At 32.3% G+C, this 22,512-nt stretch carries 20 protein-coding genes; 2 read left to right on the forward strand and 18 right to left on the reverse strand.

Going from position 1 to position 22,512, the window contains the following annotated elements:
- Nucleotides 1-107: 107 nt before the first annotated feature.
- The 11 genes from QLS71_RS08490 to QLS71_RS08540 form a co-directional block, all read right to left on the reverse strand.
- Nucleotides 108-953 carry a hypothetical protein gene (locus tag QLS71_RS08490; RefSeq protein ID WP_308993156.1) on the reverse strand — a complete coding sequence of 282 codons (846 nt, stop codon included), beginning with the start codon at nucleotides 951-953 and terminating at the stop codon, nucleotides 108-110.
- A 156-nt stretch (nucleotides 954-1,109) separates the two neighbouring features.
- Nucleotides 1,110-1,505 (reverse strand): hypothetical protein, encoded by a 396-nt coding sequence (locus QLS71_RS08495; protein ID WP_308993155.1) that lies wholly within the window; start codon nucleotides 1,503-1,505, stop codon nucleotides 1,110-1,112.
- A gap of 61 nt (nucleotides 1,506-1,566) precedes the next feature.
- Nucleotides 1,567-2,349, reverse strand: a complete 783-nt coding sequence (locus tag QLS71_RS08500) for an ABC transporter permease (protein WP_308993154.1) — start codon at nucleotides 2,347-2,349, stop codon at nucleotides 1,567-1,569.
- Nucleotides 2,342-3,049 carry an ABC transporter ATP-binding protein gene (locus tag QLS71_RS08505; protein ID WP_308993153.1) on the reverse strand — a complete coding sequence of 236 codons (708 nt, stop codon included), beginning with the start codon at nucleotides 3,047-3,049 and terminating at the stop codon, nucleotides 2,342-2,344. The genes QLS71_RS08500 and QLS71_RS08505 overlap by 8 nt, the downstream gene beginning before the upstream one ends.
- The gene (locus QLS71_RS08510; protein WP_308993152.1) at nucleotides 3,043-4,278 is read right to left on the reverse strand and encodes a nitrous oxide reductase family maturation protein NosD; all 1,236 of its coding nucleotides are present in this window, start codon (nucleotides 4,276-4,278) and stop codon (nucleotides 3,043-3,045) included. The genes QLS71_RS08505 and QLS71_RS08510 overlap by 7 nt, the downstream gene beginning before the upstream one ends.
- A 4-nt stretch (nucleotides 4,279-4,282) precedes the next feature.
- A complete protein-coding gene (locus QLS71_RS08515) occupies nucleotides 4,283-4,720 on the reverse strand; it encodes a nitrous oxide reductase accessory protein NosL (protein ID WP_308993151.1) in 438 nt (145 codons plus the stop codon).
- A 12-nt stretch (nucleotides 4,721-4,732) separates the two neighbouring features.
- Entirely contained in the window at nucleotides 4,733-5,374 is a 642-nt protein-coding gene (locus tag QLS71_RS08520) for a hypothetical protein (protein ID WP_308993150.1), read from the reverse strand.
- A 126-nt stretch (nucleotides 5,375-5,500) separates the two neighbouring features.
- On the reverse strand, nucleotides 5,501-7,459 hold the full coding sequence (gene nosZ / locus QLS71_RS08525) for a Sec-dependent nitrous-oxide reductase (protein ID WP_308993149.1): 1,959 nt from the start codon (nucleotides 7,457-7,459) through the stop codon (nucleotides 5,501-5,503).
- A gap of 21 nt (nucleotides 7,460-7,480) precedes the next feature.
- Complete coding sequence (locus QLS71_RS08530; RefSeq protein ID WP_308993148.1) at nucleotides 7,481-8,053, reverse strand: fasciclin domain-containing protein; 573 nt, start codon at nucleotides 8,051-8,053, stop codon at nucleotides 7,481-7,483.
- Between the two features lie 6 nt (nucleotides 8,054-8,059).
- On the reverse strand, nucleotides 8,060-8,560 hold the full coding sequence (locus QLS71_RS08535; protein ID WP_308993147.1) for a cytochrome c: 501 nt from the start codon (nucleotides 8,558-8,560) through the stop codon (nucleotides 8,060-8,062).
- Nucleotides 8,561-9,015: 455 nt separating this feature from the next.
- Nucleotides 9,016-9,483, reverse strand: a complete 468-nt coding sequence (locus QLS71_RS08540) for an alpha-ketoglutarate decarboxylase (protein WP_308993146.1) — start codon at nucleotides 9,481-9,483, stop codon at nucleotides 9,016-9,018.
- A 218-nt stretch (nucleotides 9,484-9,701) separates the two neighbouring features.
- Between QLS71_RS08540 and QLS71_RS08545 the strand changes: the two genes are divergently transcribed.
- Nucleotides 9,702-12,443, forward strand: coding sequence for a 2-oxoglutarate dehydrogenase E1 component (locus QLS71_RS08545; protein WP_308993145.1), 2,742 nt, complete (start codon nucleotides 9,702-9,704; stop codon nucleotides 12,441-12,443).
- Between the two features lie 51 nt (nucleotides 12,444-12,494).
- Nucleotides 12,495-13,706, forward strand: a complete 1,212-nt coding sequence (odhB, locus tag QLS71_RS08550; RefSeq protein ID WP_308993144.1) for a 2-oxoglutarate dehydrogenase complex dihydrolipoyllysine-residue succinyltransferase — start codon at nucleotides 12,495-12,497, stop codon at nucleotides 13,704-13,706.
- 478 nt (nucleotides 13,707-14,184) lie between these two features.
- Here odhB and QLS71_RS08555 read toward each other — a convergent pair whose 3' ends face one another.
- The 7 genes from QLS71_RS08555 to QLS71_RS08585 all read right to left on the reverse strand — a co-directional run bounded on the left by QLS71_RS08555 (nucleotide 14,185) and on the right by QLS71_RS08585 (nucleotide 22,415).
- Nucleotides 14,185-14,814, reverse strand: a complete 630-nt coding sequence (locus QLS71_RS08555) for a response regulator transcription factor (protein WP_308993143.1) — start codon at nucleotides 14,812-14,814, stop codon at nucleotides 14,185-14,187.
- A gap of 69 nt (nucleotides 14,815-14,883) precedes the next feature.
- Nucleotides 14,884-15,327 (reverse strand): retropepsin-like aspartic protease, encoded by a 444-nt coding sequence (locus tag QLS71_RS08560; RefSeq protein ID WP_308993142.1) that lies wholly within the window; start codon nucleotides 15,325-15,327, stop codon nucleotides 14,884-14,886.
- Nucleotides 15,296-17,881: a CHAT domain-containing protein gene (locus QLS71_RS08565; protein WP_308993141.1), complete on the reverse strand. Its 2,586-nt coding sequence runs from the start codon at nucleotides 17,879-17,881 to the stop codon at nucleotides 15,296-15,298. The genes QLS71_RS08560 and QLS71_RS08565 overlap by 32 nt, the downstream gene beginning before the upstream one ends.
- Before the next feature lie 31 nt (nucleotides 17,882-17,912).
- Complete coding sequence (locus QLS71_RS08570) at nucleotides 17,913-19,919, reverse strand: PKD domain-containing protein (RefSeq protein ID WP_308993140.1); 2,007 nt, start codon at nucleotides 19,917-19,919, stop codon at nucleotides 17,913-17,915.
- Nucleotides 19,920-20,240: 321 nt separating this feature from the next.
- Nucleotides 20,241-21,218: a hypothetical protein gene (locus QLS71_RS08575; protein ID WP_308993139.1), complete on the reverse strand. Its 978-nt coding sequence runs from the start codon at nucleotides 21,216-21,218 to the stop codon at nucleotides 20,241-20,243.
- Nucleotides 21,219-21,304: 86 nt separating this feature from the next.
- Nucleotides 21,305-21,895 carry a hypothetical protein gene (locus QLS71_RS08580; protein WP_308993138.1) on the reverse strand — a complete coding sequence of 197 codons (591 nt, stop codon included), beginning with the start codon at nucleotides 21,893-21,895 and terminating at the stop codon, nucleotides 21,305-21,307.
- 82 nt (nucleotides 21,896-21,977) lie between these two features.
- Nucleotides 21,978-22,415: a hypothetical protein gene (locus tag QLS71_RS08585; protein ID WP_308993137.1), complete on the reverse strand. Its 438-nt coding sequence runs from the start codon at nucleotides 22,413-22,415 to the stop codon at nucleotides 21,978-21,980.
- Between the last annotated feature and the right edge of the window lie 97 nt (nucleotides 22,416-22,512).

Raw genomic sequence — 22,512 nt, forward strand, 5'->3', positions numbered from 1 at the left:
GTAATCTGTGTGTTATTAATAGTTAATTAACAGATTACTTCACTACGTTCGTAATAACGGTTTTTCACACTTTTTAGATAGCCTCGAATTTTGAAAGCTTTTAAAATCTAAAATTCTAACTCTAGATACAATGAACTTTGAGTGGTTTCAGTTGTTATATCCTCACCTTTTAATACTTCATTTTGAGTATTAAGTAGTTTTAAATTAAGGACCCAATAGCCCGTCATGGTAAGTGATAAGTTCCCATGATACATAGCATCTTCAGCATTATAAGTTAAATCTGTGTTGTTAGGCGAACTGTGATTTCCCATTCCTGGCATGCGAGGGTCTAGAGTTATTTTGTAATTTTCAACAACAGGAAAAGACATCATGGTTTCCATTTTATACAAACCAACCATCATGTTATTAATCGCAATTTTAGGTGTTTTTGGGTCAACCATTGCAATAATATAACGACTACCATCTGTTCCCATAAAACTGGCAACATTTTGCTTCGCATTTTGCATTACGTTTATAGTGTCTGTTATAGAATAATCAACATCATTTATGGTGTAATTTATAGTTAATGACCAGCCAGAGCCATCTAAATTTGCCATTTGATAGATTATGAAACCTTTATAAACTGTGTTTTTGTCTGAAGCTTTTGTAATAATAGATTTAGGACAAGAATGTTGCATAGTTGGCATTTGCATTATTGGATTCCAACTTATAGAAGCGTTTTCTATAAAATTGTTAGTTACGTTATCTTTTATACGAATACTAATGGCATTATAACCTGTTTTAAATAGGCCTATAGTGTTATACAATTCGATAGTATGTGTGCTATTTGAAAGGTCTTTAATTTTAATAAGTCCTTCAACCTCATTAATAATTATGTCATCGTCATTATCTGATGAACAAGATGTTACAGCAATAGCAATGAGCAGTATTGGTAAAATATATTTTAATTTCATTTTTAATTTTTTATTGGTTTTAAAATTTATGTAGCATGAAAAATTTATATTGCATTTAAGCACTAAAAAGATATGCTACAAATTTTTGTAATACATATTACCTCTTGCTCGCTTGTAAAAAAGCCAGAAAAGGGTAATCAATAAACTATAAAAAAACTAAATAAAAATAGGAGGAGGAGTATCGATATCGTAATAGGTTTGAAGTAGATTTTGTGAATAGGAGTTGAACCCAGTTTTATCTTTTTTATTAACAAAATTTAGGCTTTCAGCTGAATTAACTTTATAAAGACAAAATGAATCTAAAGAAAAACGTTTTGTTTCTTGAACAGGTATGGTTGTATTCGATTCTGGTGTGTTTTCCTTTAATTCTTTCATTAACTGACACTTTCCATTACACCCTTGTTGGTTGTTTTTTTGAATACACAAGGTTTTGGCAATGAAATCCTGATTTATAACAAAATCGCCAATAATAGCAAGTGTATTTATATTATGTGCAAATAATATAAATACTAAAACAAATGCTGTTATTTTATTAGCAATGGCTGATATCATGTTACAAATTTAATTATCTCACATAATTTATATGTGACAACGGTCATGTTTTTATTCTAATCTAGAAATCTTTCTTTTTTGACTTAAAAACAATTCTTAAAACGGGTAAAATAACCCAAAGAGCTAACGCTAGGAATGATGTTATTATTCCAAAACTAGTCCCGAAAAACTGTTTAAAAATCGCGCCAGTATATCCTAATAAAGCAGATATATCAAGTTTTAGTAATATAAGCGTTCTTGATAAATCAATGGGATTTAGCATCGTTCCAATTAATGATATTTTATCTAATGGATAATCTTCAAATAGTATTAAAGACATTAAAAAGATACCGTCGTAAATAATGCCTAAAAACAACCATAGCAAAATGGCATACCCAAAGCCTTTAATTTTGTTTTCGTTAGATAAGGCAATGTTAAATGCTAAAGCTGTAAATATTAAAGTTAGAAAGGTTCCTGTAATCAACAATAGTGAAAAATCCCAAATGGCATTGCTTTTAAATAAGCCATAAAATACAAATGGCAATCCTAAGCCTAAAATTAAACTCATAGATAAAGACAAGGCAACACCTAAATACTGGCCTAAAAATATGGAAGAGCGTTTTATAGGTTGTGCCAAAAGAAGCTCGGTAAATTCTTTGGAATTATAATAATACATCACGCCAAAAATGGTTCCAATAAGTGGAACTAAAACGATGATTACATTCATTAAGGTAATGACTGCTTTAGATAAATCGTTGTTTAAAAAAAGTAGCACAATGCCTAGCAGTAAATAAAAGGCGAAATACACATAACTCCAACGGCTTCGCATTAAATCGTAAAAACTATATTTTAATATTTTAAGCATGATTTTTAGTTAAAATGGATGCAATAGCATGTTCAAAATCGGGTTGATCGGTTTTTGTTTTTAATTCTGAAACGGTGCCTTTGAAGTAAATTTTCCCCTCTAATAGAAACACTATTTCATCGGACACTTCTTCAACAAAACTCATGATGTGCGAGGTTATTAAAATGGTTTTTCCTTTCGCTTTTTCGGCCTGAATTAAATCTTTTAACCGAATCATTGAAATGGGATCGAGTCCTGAAGTTGGTTCATCTAAAATAATTAGGGGACTGTTAAACATAAAGGCTAAAACCAAATTCACTTTTTGTTTGGTTCCTCCAGAAAGTGTTCCTAATTTTTTATCTAGAAATGAATGCAATTTAAATAAATCGATAAGACGTTCGTCTTCATTTGTTTTCCCTCGTAAGTCCTTAATCATTTTAATAAGTTCTTTTACTTGTAAATTACTAGGGAAGTTGGCGATTTGAGGTAAATAATCTATGTTATAGCGATAATCTGAATTGTTTTTTATGTTTTGGTTATAAACTGTTATTGTGCCTTTGTTAGGAATTACCATGCCTAAAATAGATTTTATTAAAGTAGTCTTTCCAGAGCCATTTGGGCCAAGAACCGCAAAAATACCACCTTCTTTAATAGATAAATCGACACCACTTAACACTTGGTTTTTTCCAAATTTTTTATGAAGATTTTGAATGTTTACCATGAGATTTTTTTTGTTGCAGGATTGTTGTCTAAAAGATTATCTGGTGTAAAAACGGGCGACACTTTTTCAGAAAAATCTATAATGTCCATAAATAGGCTACGCAATAAAATGATGGTTTCTGGTGTACGATTTACAATATATGAAAAGAGTTTAACGGGCCGGTAAGGTATATCGCCTATGCCATCTTTGTTTAAATCGTAACCAGTATAACTACTCCAATAATTCCTATCAAAAACATTGTCGTTTACATTGCTATTGTATGATATGTCGAAGGAATTATACAAAAAATTATTTTCTAAAAAACTATTGGTATAACAAGCTCCACGTACTTTAATGGCCCAGCCATTATTGGTGAAATTGTTATTTTTATAAACGATCCTGTTTGATCCTTCAATGTTAATGCCTATAGTATTTTCTTCAAACGTATTTCCTGTAATTTCAGCATCATTTATTTCTTTTAACAACATGCCGTATGATGCGGTTCCCCAGTTTTCTTTAAAGGTGTTATTGTACATTTTAATTTTTTTAGAAAACATGACGGCAACACCAGCACCATTGTTTTCGAACGTATTGTCTTGATAGCTGTCGTTATTGGAAAACATAAAATGCAATCCGTATCTTAAATTCAGTGCACTCACATTATTTTTAATCAAGCAATCGTCTGAAAATTCTAAATAAATGCCATCGCGCACATGTTCAACGTAATTATGTTCAATTTGAATATGGTTACTATACCATAATTGAATGCCGTTTCCAGAATTGTATTCTTGTATAGCATCACCAACAATTTTATTGTGATAAATTTTTCCATAGCTAGATTTTTCAATGTAAATGCCAAAAAACAATTTCTCTAATACTAGATTTTTAATCACAAAATGTTTGCTTCTTTTAATACGAATGGCAGCATAATCTTCAGTATAACTGGTGCCAACATTTATAATGAATAAGCCATCAACCGTTACATGATCTGAAATTACAGTTATAATTTCACCTTTTTTTTCGCCATCTATTACAGGGTAGTTTTTACCAATAATAGTTAGAGGTTTGTCAACTATAATTTTATGTTCTTTATAGGTGCCTTTTTTTACTATAATGGTGTCATAATCTTTGGCTTGAGCTATTGCTTTTTTTAATGAAGTGATTGCACAAGTATTGCATACTTCAATTTTTTGAGCATAACTTGAGCAAGCTATTAAAATGATTAGTAAAAAAACGGCTATCTTATGCATAACACTAGTTTTTTAAATGTTCTAGTAATTGGTTCCAGGAATATAAACTGCCACCTTTTTCAGTTTGAAATTTTTGAGCTTCCTTATCAGTTTTAAATGCCGATAAAAATGCTCCCATGGGACTTGGAATATTCTTACTAATTAAAAAAGTAGCTTTCGTAGCGTCGATAAGTGTTTCGGGTTCTGTATAATTATTTGAAAGGTATCGTTTGATTTCTGAAGTATCAAATCCCTGAATAAAATGAATCATACATTCTGATGCGTCAAACTTATAAACTTTGCCTTTTTTGGTCACTATTTCAGCAGCATGTACTTTATCAACTATAGTCATTTTGCAAAAATGACACCCCTCATTTCCATAATCTATTGCTTGTGGACCCGTATTACAACTGGTTAATGCCAATATGAATGTCATAAAAGAAAATTGTTTTAATTTTTGCATAATTTTAAGTATTTAGTTTAAAGCTTTGTTTGGTGTATTATTTAGCTGTTTTAAGCTAACTTTTCTACCCAACCAAAATGCTACAAGTGTTAATAACATTCCTAGAAACATAAGGTATCCGCCTGTGTGTGGTAAAGAAGTGACATCAAAGTTGAGTAATTTTTGAAATCCTAATAATGGTGGTTTGTAAGACATAGGTGTACCATCTGAATTAGTTACTTTAATGATGGCGTGTGGATCTAGATTACTACCATAATCTATTAGCCAATTATTAAAGTCGTACATACCTAAGACACCCAATACAGACATCAATAGGAACCAACCTAAAAAGTATTTATAGCTTACTTTTTCAAAATAGCCCAACAAGCCAATTATTACACCCAAAATTACCATGCCAATAATAACTTTAGGAAATAATGAAAACTCCCACATTTCTTCAGCTTTGGGAATGGTTTTCATTCCAATGTAGTGATTTAAACCATCTATATTTTGTAAATCGAATTCTTGAACACCTTTAATACCTTCAATGTAGATATTCATCCCTAAAGGATCAGGATATTGTGGAGCACCAAGCATGATGTTCCATAAAGGGAATTTAAAAAGGCCTAATAACAAAAGCGATCCTATTATCATAATAATACCAGCTTTTTTCATAATAAATTTATTTTGAATTAATCATTTTGTTCATGTATTTAAAAAAGTAAGGCGAGAGCGATAAATTCAACTCTCGCCTTGCTAAGGGAAATAAACACTAAAACAAAATTTCCCTAGTTTTATTTATTATTCCCCTAAAGACCAAGATAAAGGTAAGGTGGATGTAGCTGGAGATACCCGCACATAGCCTTGCATTTCTTGATGTAAAGCAGAACAGAAATCGGTACAATAAAATGGCCAAACACCCACCTGTTTAGGTTCCCATATTAAGGTTCTTGTTTGACCTGGTGAGATTAACAATTCAGCATTATTAGCTCCAATCATAGCAAAACCGTGAGGTACATCGAAATCTTGTTCTAAATTAGTGATATGGAAGAACACCTTGTCTCCTACTTTAATCCCTTCAATATTGTCTGGTGAGAAGTGACTACGTATCATGGTCATATAAATGTGAACGTCTTTGCCATTTCTAATTACTTTAGTATCAGCATCGCTTGTGGCTTTGTTTGGGTGCTCATTTTCAGATAACTTATAGATTTTTTTCGAATTATTTTTAATAATTTCTGCAGGAATAGCTGCTGCATAGTGAGGCTCACCATGCGTAGGGAAATCTAAAAGTAATTCCATTTTATCTCCAGAAATATCATATAGTTGTGCAGAGTGCTCCATTTCAGGACCAACTGGTAAATAACGGTCTTTAGTAATTTTGTTCATAGCGAACATGTATTTGCCAAATGGTTCTCTTGAGTTTCCACCAGGAATTGTTAAGTGACCAACAGAATAGTAAGTTGGTTTTCTATCAATAACTTCCCAGGTTCCTAATTTCCATTTTACCACTTCAGAAGATATAAAGAACGTTGTATAAGCATTTCCCTTGCCGTCAAACTCGGTATGTAAGGGGCCTAAACCTGGCTGTTCTACAGAGCCTGCTAATACATCTTCAAATTTTAAGATTGGAATGCCGTAAGCATCACCATCAAATCTTTTATTTTCAATAGCTTTAAGCATTTTAGTAAATGAATGTACCGTTAAGTTTGCTGATAGTTTTCCATTACCAACAATGTACTCTCCAGTGGGATCTACGTCGCAACCATGTGGTGATTTTGGTGTTGGTAATAAATAAACTGCACCAGGAATCTCGGCAGGATTAACTACACGCACTTCCTTTTTTATAGTAGAAGTAGCTGTATGTGTGGTTTCATTATATACATTATGTGCATAATTTGCAGGCATCATAGTACCACCCCCATTATTTACGTATTCTTCAATTTTTTTCCAATTAATTGCAGCAATAAAATCTTTATCATTTTGAGAAGCGTTGACTTCTAATAACGTATTTGCTTCTTCGGTGTTATAAGTTGTAAAGAAGAACCAGCCATGAGATTTTCCACGACCAGGATGTGATAAATCGTAGTTAAATCCTGGCATTAACACTTGAAATTTGATGTCCATATGTCCATGTTCTGGATCAACAGAGATAAATGACAAAGCTCCTTTAAAATTACCTTTATAGTCTTTAATAGGCATATCTTTTTGTGGAATTGGGACAGAAAAACGCGTTCCCGCAACTACATATTCTGTGTTTTCTGTAATAAAAGATGAACTATGGTTTCCAGCACTATTAGGAACTTCAATAATTTCTTCAGTTTCAAAAGTTGTTAAGCTAATTCTGGCAATACGTGGTGTGTTGTTTCCATTAATAAAAATCCAACGGCCGTCTAATTTACCATTCGTTTGAGAAATGTCTGGGTGATGCGAATCATCCCAGGGTATAAAACCATAGGACGTTTCTAACATAGCTTTGGTTTCTTCAGAATACCCATAACCATTTGTTGGGAATTGAGAAAACACGGGAATTTCTTTAAACATGCGTCCAGAAGGTAAGCCGTAAACGGTAAGGTTTCCACTGTAGCCTCCTGAGATGAATGCGTAATGCGAATCGTGTTCACCCGGAGCAATATATACTTTTTCGGCAGCGTTAGTACTTAACGCACTATTTGATTTTGAAGATTCTCCATTATTGCAGCTAGTGAAAGCGAAAGCAATAATTAAAAATCCAATTGAAATATTTAAGAATTTTTTCATAATGTGTTCTTTTTAAGGTTTTTAGTTATCAGGCAAAATCACTTTGTCAATTACATGAATAATTCCATTCCCAGCAGGTACACTAGCAATTATTTTGGCACCTCCAACAAATACATCATCACCTATAACTTCCACTTTTACATTTTGATTATTAGCTTGGCCTAGTTTTTTAAATTTCTTTAGAAAGTCTTTTGAGTAGTTGCCTGGAGTTACATGATATTTTAAAATATTTGCTAAGGCTTCTTTGTTTTCTGGTTTTAATAAATTTTCAACCGTTCCAGCAGGCAATGCCGCAAAAGCTTCGTTAGTAGGCGCGAAAACCATTAATGGACCTGCATTTACTAAGACATTTTCTAATGAAGCAGCTCGAACAGCAGCAACAAGTGTGGTGTGATCTTTCGAACCAATTGCTATTTGTAAAACGTTTGGAGTAGAGCCATCATCTGCTATAAATGCTTGTCCTTGTTTTTCATCAGTTGCATTTGTAATTGTTGTGATGGAGGATTCTACAGGAGTTTCTTTATTGTTTTTACAATTAAAAAAGAAAACAGCAAGTAAAATGTTAAATAGAAGAAGGTTTACGTTGGGTTTCATTAGGTTCTATTTTAATGTTCTAAAATACTCTAGCACAGCTCTAGCATCTTCTTGGGTAAGTCCTTGGTTAGCCATAGGAGATCCATTAAATTCTATAAGTAATTCTTTTGCTAATAGATCTTTTTGAACCATTTCATCTGGATTTAAAATCATATTCATTACCCATTCTGGTGTTCTACGTTCTAAAATTCCACTAGGTGCTGGACCAATAAATTTTTTATCTGGTCTGTGGCAAGCTGTACACATTTTTTTATACACATCTTCGCCATGAGTAGCCATGGTTTGGTCAATTTCAGCAGGAAGTACAAGTTCTTTAATTGGGCCAATGCCCTTGCTGGTAAGATCAATTCTTTTTGATGCGGGAACCGACTCGATTTTGGTTACAGTTTGTTCCGTAGGAGCTGTTTTTTCATAAGAAAACTTCTCTTTTTTCTTTTCTTCTTTCCCACCACAGCTTACAAGTAGCGAAATAAAAAGGATCGTTAAAATTTTTAATGCTTTTTTCATAAGTTTGATTCATTTAATCCAACAAAATTAAGCAGTTAGAAGACCTCATAATATGATAAATATCATGTTTCGGACAAAAATGTCTTTTTTAAGTTTTGAACTGTTATGCTAGATTGAAAAGCTTTCAAATTCATAGAAATATGCTGTTATAGCAGAGCTGTTTTGGATGTTGACCTTTAATAAATGGAAAATGGATATCTATAAACTTAATTTATTGGAAGCAAGCTTATATTTCTAAATTATTGAAACTTTTGATTAAAAATAGAGTGTTATTTATGAAAGGAAATAAAGATGGGTTTTACTTAGATGAAGATAATTTGAATAAATTTAAACTAGGAATTATTTTGCTAATAAATGAGTTAAATGTTTATGTACCGAGTTTATAAAAGATATAATATTGAAATCTTGTTAGTTTTATAATATACTAAGTTCATCAAAATATCAAATAGTAAAAATTAGAAATAAAATCTCACAAAAGGAGTCAATGCATTGGCGTATATGCTATTGTTTTCATCGTATAGTAAATCATATCTCATACCAAATGTTACATTGCCATTTCTATAACCAGCGCCTAAAAATAAAGCGGGAGACCAATACGTATCGTTTTCTAAATTTAAATTACTTTCATAACGCCTGTTAACATGAAGTTCTTCAAATTCGGCCGATAGTTGAATTTCACTAATAGGGCTAAATAAACCTATTAAACTACCTCCTAAAATGGTCGATTTGTAAAAATCTTTTTGTTTGTTGTAAGTGCCGTTTAATCCAAAGCCTAACGCTACTTGGTTGTTAAATTCGTATATGGCACTTGGGGCTAGGGTGCCACTAAAAAAATCATCACCAAAACTCAAACCTATACCGCCTCCAAAACGCACAGAATTCCAGAAATTACTACTGCCTTGTTGGGCATTCAAAGTACTCATAGAACTAAGGATTATGAAAAAAAATAGTACGGAAATTTTAATAATTAAATAAAATCTATTCATATAATTAGAAATATTTAAAAAATTAACATGAAAAATTAATTTATTAATATTACGATTGTTGTTGGTTTATAAATATAGCAAAAGAAACATCTAATTTTAGTAAAAGTTGTATTTTTGCTAGAAATTTGATTTAAATAAGTGTATTAAAAATTATAATGGATAAATTTTCCTTTTTAAACGCAGCACATACATCGTATTTTGCCGATTTATATGACCAATATTTACAAAGTCCAGATTCTGTAGAACCAAGTTGGAGAGCCTTTTTTCAAGGCTACGATTTTGGCAGTGAAAATTCTGAATTATTAGGCGAAATTGGTGAGGTTTCTTTAGCACAAATGCCAGAATCTCTTCAGAAAGAATTTCAAGTAGTAAAACTTATTGATGGCTATAGAATGAGAGGGCATTTGTTTACCAAAACAAATCCTGTTCGTGAACGCAGAAGCTACGAACCTACATTGGCAATCGAAAATTTAGGACTTACCGTAAACGATTTAGATACCGTTTTTAATGCAGGTGAGGTTTTGGGTATTGGTCCTCAAACTTTACGCGAAATTTTAATTCATTTAGAAAAAATTTATTGTAGTTCTATTGGGGTTGAATATATGTACTTGCGAAACCCAGAGGTTATTTCATGGTGGCAAACGCAGTTGAATGTTAATGATAATCAGCCTAGTTTTAATGAAGATTCTAAAAAATACATTCTTTCTAAACTAAATCAAGCCGTTACTTTTGAGAATTTTTTACAAACCAAATATGTAGGTCAAAAAAGATTTTCGTTAGAAGGAGGCGAATCACTTATTCCAGCTCTTAGCAATACACTGTATATCTCTAGTGAAAAGTATGGTGTAAAAGAGTGTGTTTTAGGAATGGCCCATCGTGGTCGTTTAAGTACGTTAGTTAATATTTTTAGAAAACCAGTACACGAGCTTTTTAGCGAGTTTGATGGTAAAGATTTTGAAGATTTAGATATTGATGGCGACGTAAAATACCATTTAGGTTTAACCTTAGATAAAACCTATCAAAACGGGAAGACTATTAAGATGAATTTGGTACCAAATCCATCGCACTTAGAAACTGTTGCATCGGTAGCAGAAGGAATTACACGAGCTAAAATAGATAGTGATTATAATGGTGATGATTCTAAAATTTTACCAATTATCATACATGGAGATGCTGCTATTGCAGGTCAAGGCATTGTTTATGAAGTGGCGCAAATGAGCCAACTTAGTGGATATAAAACAGGAGGTACGCTTCATATTGTTGTAAATAACCAAATTGGTTTTACTACCAACTATTTAGATGCGCGTTCTAGTACTTATTGTACGGATGTTGCTAAAGTAACATTGTCTCCTGTACTTCATGTTAATGCAGATGACGCCGAAGCTGTTGTACATGCCGTAGAACTGGCATTAGCGTATAGAATGCGTTATAAAAAAGATGTTTATATCGACTTATTAGGTTATAGAAAATATGGGCATAATGAAGGAGATGAACCTCGTTTTACACAGCCTAAATTATATAAACAAATAGCGAAACACGACAATCCATTTAAAATATATTCAGATAAATTAATTGCTGAAAAAACAATAGATCAAGCGTATACCGACGGTATTACAGAAGAATTTAAAAATGTTTTAGAAACAGCTTACGAAAAATCTAAAGATGAAAAATCATCTAAGGTTAGAGAGTTTATGTCTGAGCGATGGAAAGGCTTTAGCCGTAAAGGATTAGAAGCCATACTTAAAACTGAAAACACATCGTATCCTAAAAATAATTTAGAAGGAATTGCTAAGGTAGTGTCAACAGTTCCAGAGGGTGTGAAATTTGTTCGTAAAGCAGAAAGAATTTTGGATGGTAGAGCATCTATGGTTTTTGAAACTGATACTCTAGATTGGGGAATGGCTGAAACCTTGGCTTACGGAACTTTATTAGAAGAAGGTTTCAATATTCGTATTTCTGGTCAAGATGTAGAACGTGGTACATTTAGTCACCGTCATGCTATTTTACGTGATGAAATTTCAGAAGACCGTATTAATTTATTAAACACCAACCCATTGAATAAAGGTAAAATGGATATTTATAATTCCTTTTTGTCTGAATATGGCGTTCTTGGTTTCGATTATGGCTATGCCATGGCAAACCCGAATACATTAACCATTTGGGAAGCACAGTTTGGTGATTTTAGTAATGGAGCTCAAATTATTTTCGACCAGTATTTATCGGCAGCTGAAGATAAGTGGAAATCTCAAAATGGTATTGTAGTTTTATTGCCTCATGGGTACGAAGGTCAAGGGTCTGAACATTCTTCAGCTAGAATAGAGCGTTATTTACAACTATGTGCAGATGATAATATGATTGTAGCCGATTGTACAACCCCTGCAAACTTTTACCATTTATTGCGTCGTCAAATGAAATGGGATTTTAGAAAACCTTTAATTGTTTTTACACCAAAAAGTTTATTACGTCACCCAAAAGCAGTGTCATCATTAAATGAACTAGCAACTGGTGAATTCCAAGAAGTTATAGATGATACAATAAATCCAGAGCAAGTAACTAAATTAGTTTTTTGTACAGGTAAATTCTATTATGATTTATTGGCACAGCGTGAAAAATTGGATAATTCTAATGTGGCTTTAGTGAGAATAGAGCAATTATTCCCGCTTCATGAAGAAAAGATAAAACAAGTGGTTGCGAAGTATCCGAATGTGAAAAATTATATTTGGGCACAAGAAGAACCTAAAAACATGGGTGCGTGGAGTCATATCGTACAGCGATTGGATTTTATTAAACTAGAAGTTATCTCGCGACCTTATAGTTCTGTTCCTGCACCAGGTTCTAGCACAAGAGACAAGAGAAGGCAACAAAGAGTTATTGACAACGTATTTGATATAGTGTAACAAACATATTAGTTGAGTTGAAAAACTCGTAAAAACATTAAAATAAAAAGAATGATTTTAGAAATGAAAGTGCCTTCACCAGGCGAGTCTATAAAAGAAGTTGAAATAGCAACTTGGTTAGTTCAAGATGGCGATTATGTTGAAAAAGATCAAGCCATTGCAGAAGTAGATAGTGATAAAGCTACTTTAGAACTTCCTGCTGAAGCTGCTGGTATTATAACCCTTAAAGCAGAAGAAGGAGATGCTGTAGCAGTAGGAGCAGTAGTATGTTTAATAGATACGAGTGCAGCAAAACCGGAAGGAACTGAAGCACCGAAAGAGGAAAAGAAAGCTGAAGCACCAAAAGTAGAAGCGCCTAAACCTGCAGCGACAGAAACTAAAACTTATGCAACAGGAACGGCAAGTCCTGCAGCGAAAAAGATTTTAGCTGAAAAAAACATGGATGCATCATCAATTTCTGGAACAGGAAAGGATGGTCGTGTAACTAAAGAAGATGCTGTAAGTGCGGTACCTTCTATGGGAACACCAACTGGTGGAAGCCGTGGTACTTCAAGAAGTAAAATGTCTATGCTACGCAGAAAGGTAGCTGAGCGTTTGGTAGAGGTTAAAAATACAACGGCTATGTTAACCACGTTTAACGAGGTTGATATGTCGCCTATTTTTGCACTACGTAATGAATATAAAGACACTTTTAAGACAAAACATGGTGTTGGCTTAGGGTTTATGAGTTTTTTCACTTTAGCTGTGGTTAGAGCTTTAGAAATGTATCCATCAGTGAACTCTATGATGGATGGTAAAGAAATGTTGTCTTATGATTTTTGCGATATAAGTATTGCCGTTTCTGGACCAAAAGGATTAATGGTTCCAGTAATTAGAAATGCTGAAAACTTAAGCTTTAGAGGTGTTGAATCTGAGGTGAAACGTTTAGCGCTTCGTGCAAGAGATGGTCAAATTACGGTTGATGAAATGACTGGAGGAACATTCACCATTACAAATGGAGGTGTTTTTGGTAGTATGTTATCTACGCCAATCATCAATCCTCCTCAAAGTGGTATTTTAGGAATGCATAATATTGTAGAAAGACCAGTTGCTATTAATGGTAAGGTTGAAATTCGTCCTATCATGTATGTGGCTTTATCTTATGATCATAGAATTATCGATGGAAAAGAAAGCGTCGGTTTTTTAGTTGCTGTTAAAGAAGCTTTAGAAAACCCAACGGAGCTATTAATGAACAATGATGTTAAAAAGGCTTTAGAGCTTTAATAAAATCATTTTTAATTAAATAAAAAAGTGCTAACACAGTTTTATGTGTTAGCACTTTTTTTTAACGAAGAACTATCTTATGCAATAAAAGATATTTATTGTAATAACTATAACAACCAATGTAATTAATCCAACTATAAAATATTTATCCAGATAACTGTTATCTTTTTCCATGGGTTTTATTTTTTGGGTTTTCAACAGCTTAGTATAGAATTCTACGCTATAAAGCACAGAGTTGTTGAATATTATATAGACGATGTCTTATATAATTAATTAATAGCCATGTAAAGATATGTTTTGTGTAAGTAAGAAAAAATACGCACTTCTACGTATTTTTATTTAATGATAATTTATAAAATGCAGAAGGCTTCAAACATTACGTTTAAAGCCTCCCATAATTCTCCCTAAGAACTAATTAATAGCACTGTAAAGATATAATATAGATATGATATAAAAAATACGCACTTCTACGTATTTTTTAAAGATGCTGTTTATTAAGACTAGCCCAAATTGAAAGCGAAGTGGGTTTATTGTCTAAACCTAGTTTACATACAATATTGCTTCGATGTTTATCTACAGTACGAACCGATATGGAAAGTTCTTCCGCAATGTCAAGACTGGTTTTATTTTCAGAAATAAGTTTTATTATTTTTAATTCAGATTTAGTGAGTTGTTCTAGATTAACTGGTTTTTTATTTGAATTATGATTTAGATAGGATGCTATTTCTTTACTAAAATAACGTTCGTTGTTAATGGCGTGGTTGATGCAAATTTCAATTTCTTCAACAGCAAATTCTTTTAAAATATAACCATATACATTAAAATCCTTGGCTTTGTCATATAATTCTTCTTCTTTATCGAAAGTTATAAGAATAATTTTAGTTGGTAAATTGTTTTTTTTACAAGCTTCGGCAATTTCTAATCCTGTTTTATGAGGCATTCTAATATCTAGAATGGCAATTTCTGGTTTTAATTTTACAATAAGATTATAAGCTGTATTGCCATCTTGGGCGCTTCCAACAATATTAAAACCTTTTGAAGTTAAAAAATCGGTAAGACCCCTCAGCATAAGCGGATGGTCATCGGCAATCACAATAGAGGTATTCATTAAAGGGAGGGAATTAAGATGCGATTAATTAAAAATGCTATTAATTGAAAAGGATAAATATAATAAATATTAAACTTTTAAGTAAAGATATTTTTTCTCATAATCTATAACAGCATTCGATTTTTTTAAAATATCGGCACCAATGATGCCATCAACGGGTTTTGAATTATGGTTTATAAGCGCGGTATTTACATGTGTAAGGTTGAATAAAACCAAAACAACTTTATTAGTTTCCCATTTTCCAATTTTCATCTTGTTTTTTTTAGACATTTTAGTCTCCATATTAATAGCTCCAGCTCCTGCTGCCAAAATATGTGAATCTTTTACCTTGAGATTAAAATTGTCTACAGCTTCAAATCCTACACATGAGTTGGATGCTCCAGTATCTAGTATAAAACGACCTTTAACACCATTTAGGGTTGCTTTTATTTCGAAATGATTGGTTTTGGTAAGACGTAACTTTACTTGAATATAGCCTTTGTTAAGAAGAAATTCTTGAAGGGTTTCTGTCATAATTTTTAAATTTCAAGAATAAAAGTAACATAATCATAATGATTGCTATGCTAAAAATAATATAAAATATGGTATTATCGGGTTTGGCAGGTTCAAGTGTTCCGTAATAAACAAAGGCACTCCAATAATAAGGCGATTTTTTTACATTGCTAATGGTTTCATTTTCGAGGTATTCTATTTTTGATTGTTGATTAGCTAGGTACGCCGATTCCGATTTATTATAATTTTCATAAAAAGATTGCATGATTTGTGATGTCGATAAATCATTAATTTGCCAAAGTGAAAATAATAGGTTTTCTGCCCCGGCATACTGAAACCCTCGGGCAATACTCATAGCTCCTTCACCTTTGTAAAGCTTACCAATACCCGTTTCGCAGGCACTTAAAACGACTAAATTGGGGTTTAGGTCTAAACTGTATAATTCATTTAAAAACATAGTCTCATTGTAAAACGATATGTTAGCAGGGTTTACAAAATCGCCGCTACTTGCATGGGTTGATAAATGTAAAATACTGTAATTACTGGCATTTTCTATAAAATTTTGTTTTGATGCTTTGTTATTCATAAACAAACGAGCGGGCATTTCATTTTCAATGGCATGTGCTTCATTAATTGAATACGTTAGTTTATGATTGGTGTTTTCAAATACTGGAAAAAAACCAAGCAATTCTTTGTTTTTACGTTCTTGACTTTTGGCTAGGTAAAATGTTGCACTCGAATTATAAATAATATTTTGACTTTTAATTACAAAAGGCATTTTTGAAAAGGAAGTTGAGGTAGTTTTTAAACTGATTAGTGCTTCAAATGGAATAAAATTTAGTAAACCATCAGGAATTATCACCACATTTTTATGGAGTGAAAATTTATCAAAATTTAGTAGTTTGAAAATAGTATAAGCTTGACGGGTGTAATTATTTATATCGTTATTTATAATGGAAGCATCATCAAATAAATGAATAAAGCTTATAATGTTTTTTCTGATTTCTTCAGTTAACTGAAGACGTTCAATAGCAATATCTTTTTCTGAAATTATAAATTGATACAAAGTGTTTTTTCCGAAGAAGTATTCAACTAAGATAGCTTCGTCTTTATTTAATTTATTTTGAAAATGCACTAAAGAATCGGTTCGATTTTTTTCTGGATATTTTTTGGTAATGACTGCTTTTAGGGTTTTTAGTTGAAGACTAATAGCGCTAAGTTTTTCGCTTAAATTGTTTACTGTTGATGCTTTATTAGTGCTAAGTTGTTCTTTTATTAATAAACCTGTATAATATTCTTGCGTTTTTAAAAGTTGAAACTCTTTAGAAAGTAAACTGTCGTTTGGAAACTTTTGTAAGCGCCATTTTTTTTGATTCATATCCTTTAAAATCGAAGCTTTATTGTTCTCTGAATATTGAAATGCTTCAAACAAAAGTGATTTGTTTTTAGTTTGTTCATAGGTGTTAAAAAGGAGGTCTATACAGTGTTCACTCCTAATTCGGTTAGAGGTTTCATTGAAAATTTTAGCTTCTTGCGAAGTCCAATTTTCTTGCAATAAATCAGATACAAAAAAACTTAAATCGTAACTTTCTAATGCTTTTTTGGGGTCGATTTGAATGGTAGCATATAAATCAAAAATGTCTATGAATGTGTTTTCTGGGTATAAATATTTTTTATTTGGTAAGCCATTTCCTTGAAAATTTGGTAATAATATTTTGGAGGCTTGTTGCAAACTTTTTAGAGCTTCGTTGGGTTGTTTAAGTAAATGAAATAATTGTGCTTCTTCAACATGAAACTTTGCTAAATCCCTTGTTGCTAAATCCATTTTAACAAGATATTCTTTTGCTTTTTGAAAAGAAGAAAGAGCATTTTCGTAATTGCCTTTTTGAAGTTCAATTAGATAATTGTTTTTATGCGTTTCAAAATTTAAATTGGTAGAGGTACTGTTTAATAGAGATGCATCTTCGTATTTGTTTAAAGCCGCTAAACTGCTTGTTTTTATGCTTTGAAGCAATGATTTTTGGTCGCTATTTATATTAGGAAATTTAAAAGCGTCCGCAACAATTTTCAAGACGGTTTCATGCTTATTAATTGTTTGATATAGTTTAGCCAAATTGATAGCACCACTAATTTGGTGTGTAATGTTTTTACTTTTTTCAGCTAAAAAAATATATTGGTTGATGGTACTAACGGCGTTGGTATAATCGCCAGTTTTGGTATATAAATTTCCCAGGGGTTTTAAACAGTTTTCAATGATATCGAAATCTGAAAGTTTTGAAAGTTCATTTTTGTTGAATCGTTTTAAAGCATCTTCATATGTAGAAATGGCTTCTTTTAATTTTGAATGTTCATCTAAATAATACCCTTTATGGCATTGTAAAAAAACCAGTGCCAACTGCTCATCTTTAGTTTTTGCATGGTTTTTAAAAGTGGATTCCTGCTGGGTTAATAGCTTTAATGAAGCTTTATTTTTATTGCTAATAAATGTTTCGGCAGCGGTATAAATACCTTCTTCTAAATTTTGAGAAAATGAAATTCCGCATATAAAAAAGGATAGAAAAAATATTTTTTTCATTTGAGTGAGTTGCCAAAAGAACCTTAGGTTCTTAAAATTTCCAAATGGCATAAAACTGCCAATAATTAAAATCTTTTTCAAAATTCATAATATAACGGGCGCCTAAACTTGGGCCAATTCTAGCAAAACCTGCGGTAGCTTCAAACAACAAGCCTGTTCTTAAATTGTTAAATGAATTAGTTTCATTAGTGGTGTTTTCTTTAGTGCTAAATGGAGGTGAATCTGTTAGGTCACCTTCAAATTGTTCCACTAAAACCGATTGTTCTTGTTTTTCACTAAGTGAAATGGTGTTTTGTAAGCCAGCACCAAGTCCAATATAATTATTAAGGTTATAACGGAGTAAAACAGGTATATCCCAATCAATATTTTTAAAAGAATTATTAGTTGTAGTCCGTTGTAAAAAACGAAATCCCTGTGCGCCATCTTGTATAAATTCTTCTCTTACATTTGTTTGGGTGTTGTAATTATGAAAATTATTCATTAATTCTACTTGCCAGTACAAGCGATACGATTTATATGGCGAGAGCGTAGCTCCAAAAAAGTAACTTTCAGAATTATTTAAATCTGAAAACGAATTGACTCCAACTTTGGCACCAATGGAAATACCTGGTAGGAAGCGTGTCGTAGAATAGTTGGTGATAATCGGGTCGTTTTTATCGAAAATAATAGCGGTTCTGCTTTTGGTTTTTTTCTTATGAAAATCTTTAGCAAATTTAATACTGTATTTTACGAAGCCTTTCGTAGAATCATACTCTTTTACGTTTTTTTGTTCACTCCCAGAGAGGTAAATATTTTTGAAAGTGAAGATCGCCTGGGAATCTGTAAACGTTGTATCCAAACAACTGTATAATACTTCCTTTTTAGGGCAGATATCACATTTGGGATACATATCTAAAACATTTAGAGTCGATTTGTCCAACATTTCTGGAATATCGGTTTCCAATCGAATAGTTCGTGCTGGTCCTTCACCGTTATTCTGGAACTTGATTTTATATTTTAAAGTTTTAAAACGTACCAAGCGGTAATTCATAAAGGTTCCGTTTGAAGACATTTTATTAGGGTCGTGCGAGGTTACAATTTCCATTTCCATATCCTTAACTTTATGGTTGTCATAATTAGCATCGGGTACATATACACCTCTAACCGAAATGATGGCACTGGTATCTTTAAGCATTTCGGGTGTGGTTTTTAAACTGAAAAAGACATTGCGTTCTTCTTTAGGTTGCATATTATCGAATTCTAAAAGGCTCCAGTTTTTGTAAAAAGCTTTAGAGTTTGCAACGGTTAAAGGTAGATTGGTTTTTTCGGTGGAATCTTGTGAAAAGGTACGAGTTTCAATAAATTTGTTATTGGAAGAAGCTAAATAAGTGCCATCATCATCAATATTTCGTGTGAAAGCGAATCCTTCTGCCGAAATATTTTTTTCCTTGTGATATGTTCGAGTATCAGTTAATTCGAAATTATTGGCTTTGTATTGGTGTTCGTTATAAAACAGATAGAGTTTTCCATTTGTTGTGTAATCTTTTGGGTTTTTATAACTAACTACTATTACCATTTCTTCATCAGGGACAGGTTCTCGATTGCGTTTTAGTATGAAATCTTCATCCATACTAGCAATATCTTTATACTCGGTAGTTATTTCGCTTATGGCAATTTTTTTTGGTCTGGTTGTTGGGGGCTTACCTGTGTCATAATTATTAGTTGCCCATAATTTTACTTCGTAGTCGCCTGTTTTTTTATACGTGTGTTTTGGTTTTTCTTCAGTACTGTAATGGCCATCACCAAATTCCCAATAATGGGTGTAAAATGCTTTTGGAGCACCGGCTATTTGATTTAATATAGGTGTTTCTGGGGTAAACAAAATTTCATTACCATTGGTGGTATTCTTAATGTTTGCAACTCTTGTAACTGTGTCGTTTGCGATTAGTTTTTGTGCATAACCGTAAACACCAATTAAAAATAATAATAGAAAAGAAAACCGTTTGTTCATTATAATGAGGTATAAATAGGTTTTAAATATACAAAAAGTGGTATTCATGAAACTGTTTTAATAAGTATCTGTTTAAAATGATCAGATATTAGCTATGATTATAGTAATATTCGCATATATTATTAATAATATGATGCATACAAAAATGAATATAGAAACAAACTTTTTCATGAGATGTGTTCTGTATATCATTATATCAATAAAGTAGGTGTTTTGTTACCCTTTTTTAATAGAAAAAGACCTCACAAGTTTTTAAAAACCTGTGAGATCTAAAAAAATCCCAGAAACTTAGTGTCTCTGGGATAAAAAGTAGGTTAAGAATTTTAACAAACCATGACTTTTAAGTAGGTAATTATAATGAATAGATAATTATGGTAACGCATTAATAATGGTTGTAAGTTGCGCTTCGGTAGCGATAGAAGTTTCACCTTCAGTAAATGTGATAATACCGTTTTCAACAATAGTTACAGCTTTTATAGCGTATTTCCAGTCTCCACCATCTTCGGTTGCGAAAATAACATGACATTCTAAACCTATTGGAATTTGTCCGTAATGTTCGCTGAATAATCCAGTTTGTGCATCGTAAGTGTCAAGACCAGCCAATCCTGAATCTTCACCATCATAAGATAAATATACCGAGCTGTTTGTGTTATCGTATCCTGTTGGTACTGCTACTAAAATAGTTGTTTTTGGACGTGGATCGCTGTAAAAACGATCTACGTTAGACCATCCAAACGATTGAAAAAAGCCATAGTATTGGTTTCCTTCGGCAAATACACCACCTTGCCCTTGAGCATCTCGTTTTTCCTCAGCCCAAGCAAGGTTTCCGTCTTCATCAATAATACCATTCCATAGTATCATATCGTTATCCGCACCTCCCGTTAAATCGGTAGGGATTTGCATTTGGAAACCACAGTTAGTTTCTAAAGCAACACCATTTTGCGTAGCTTGTACAAAAAACTCACCACCAGTAATTAGTAGGGCTTTGTCTCCGTTTGGTAAAATTCCCATGGTTGGTTTGTTCGTAGTAAGCATGTTTCCTTTATCAAATATTTCGATAAATTCTAATTCTACGGCTCCAGTTACAGCGACACCATTCTTGGTTAAGCAACCACCGTTTATGTAAATTTCAACACCTTTTTCTGAGGTTAAGTTAATTGATCCATCTTCGGCATTAAATTGGAATGTTTGTGTTAAATCCTCTAAAGCTTGTTCTCTTATAGCATCAAACTCTTGAGCTGTCGCTGGGATTATTAAACTGTCATTGTCATTGTCGTTTTTTGTACAACTTGTAAATACTAAAGCTGTTAATAAAAGTGTTCCTAAAATGTGTTTTAAATTTTTCATGATAAATTGGGTTTTAAATTGTTATTCATTGTTATATAAATAGGGCAACTGTTTTGTTACCCTGTTTGGGGAATTATTTCTAATTTTTAATATACTTGGAAGCCAAAAGCGATGTAAGGTTGAGCAAAATCGGGGATGGGACCACCAGTACCATAGAAGTTAGAGTTTAAAAACTCGATGTTTCCTTGAATTACTGGATAAGGAACATTTGCGTTGTTAGATTTTCTTAATACTCTCCCTATGGTTTCGTTTAGCATGGTATATCCTGGTAATATGGTTCTTTTTACTATAATAATATCGCCAGAATTAACTTGAACAGGTATGGTAATAGGTTGGTAATCGAGACCTGTTTGAGAAAAAACATGAACTCCACTGTAAGAGGTATTTGTATTTGTGTTGATTATTTCCATAGTATAGCCGCCAGTGTATGTGCTAGGGTTTTGGTAACCTATACTACATATTTCTCCTGCAGCATTAATTTTAACAGAATATTCATGGGTTTCTAAATCCATAAATTCGGCTAAGTCGTCATATCCATTTGCTGCTGAATAAGCATTAGTAATTGCAGATGATACATAAGTAGTGTCGCAAACATTATTTGTAGGGTTATTGTCGTTGTCGCAACTATTAATGAGTATTACAAAAAATGAAAATAAAAGTGCTTTAAAAGTTTTCATAATGTTTAATTTAGAGTTTATATCATTATATAAACAGGGCAACTAATTTGTTACCCTGTTTTGGGAATTATTTTTAATTTTTTTAGTGTTGAGGTTGACTCATAATTATTTTTGAGATTACAGCATCGCCAGAAGCAACTAATTGTATCATTTTATTAGCATAATCTTCAGAAGAGGCATATCCTTTTGCAGAACCTGTTTCAGTTTCAACTTCCCAAAAATAATTTCTATTGGTGTTGATTTCAGATTTTAGAACCAAGTAACTTTGAATTTCAGTTCCTAAAACAATTTCGCTAGAGCTAGAAATAGCAATCATTTCTTTTGCATTTTCAAGAGTAAGGGAAGTTCCTGAATAGATGCCTTTGTCTGTTTCAACTTTCCAGTCAAACACTTGAGCTATGTTTTCTCTTGTTAGAGTTACAACTTCAGTTGAAGTGTTGAAGGGTGTTTTTTCATTTGTAGCGTTTACGTTTAATATTGATAAAGCTACTGTTGCGATAATTAAAATTGATTTTTTCATGATTTTTAATTTATGGATTAATTAAAATTTTTGTTTAAGCATTTCTGCTGTTACACCCTTATATCAAAACCATTTAAAAATTGTTACCTGTTTATTT

It is taken from the genome of Mariniflexile litorale (genome assembly GCF_031128465.2).
GTDB lineage: Bacteria > Bacteroidota > Bacteroidia > Flavobacteriales > Flavobacteriaceae > Mariniflexile > Mariniflexile litorale.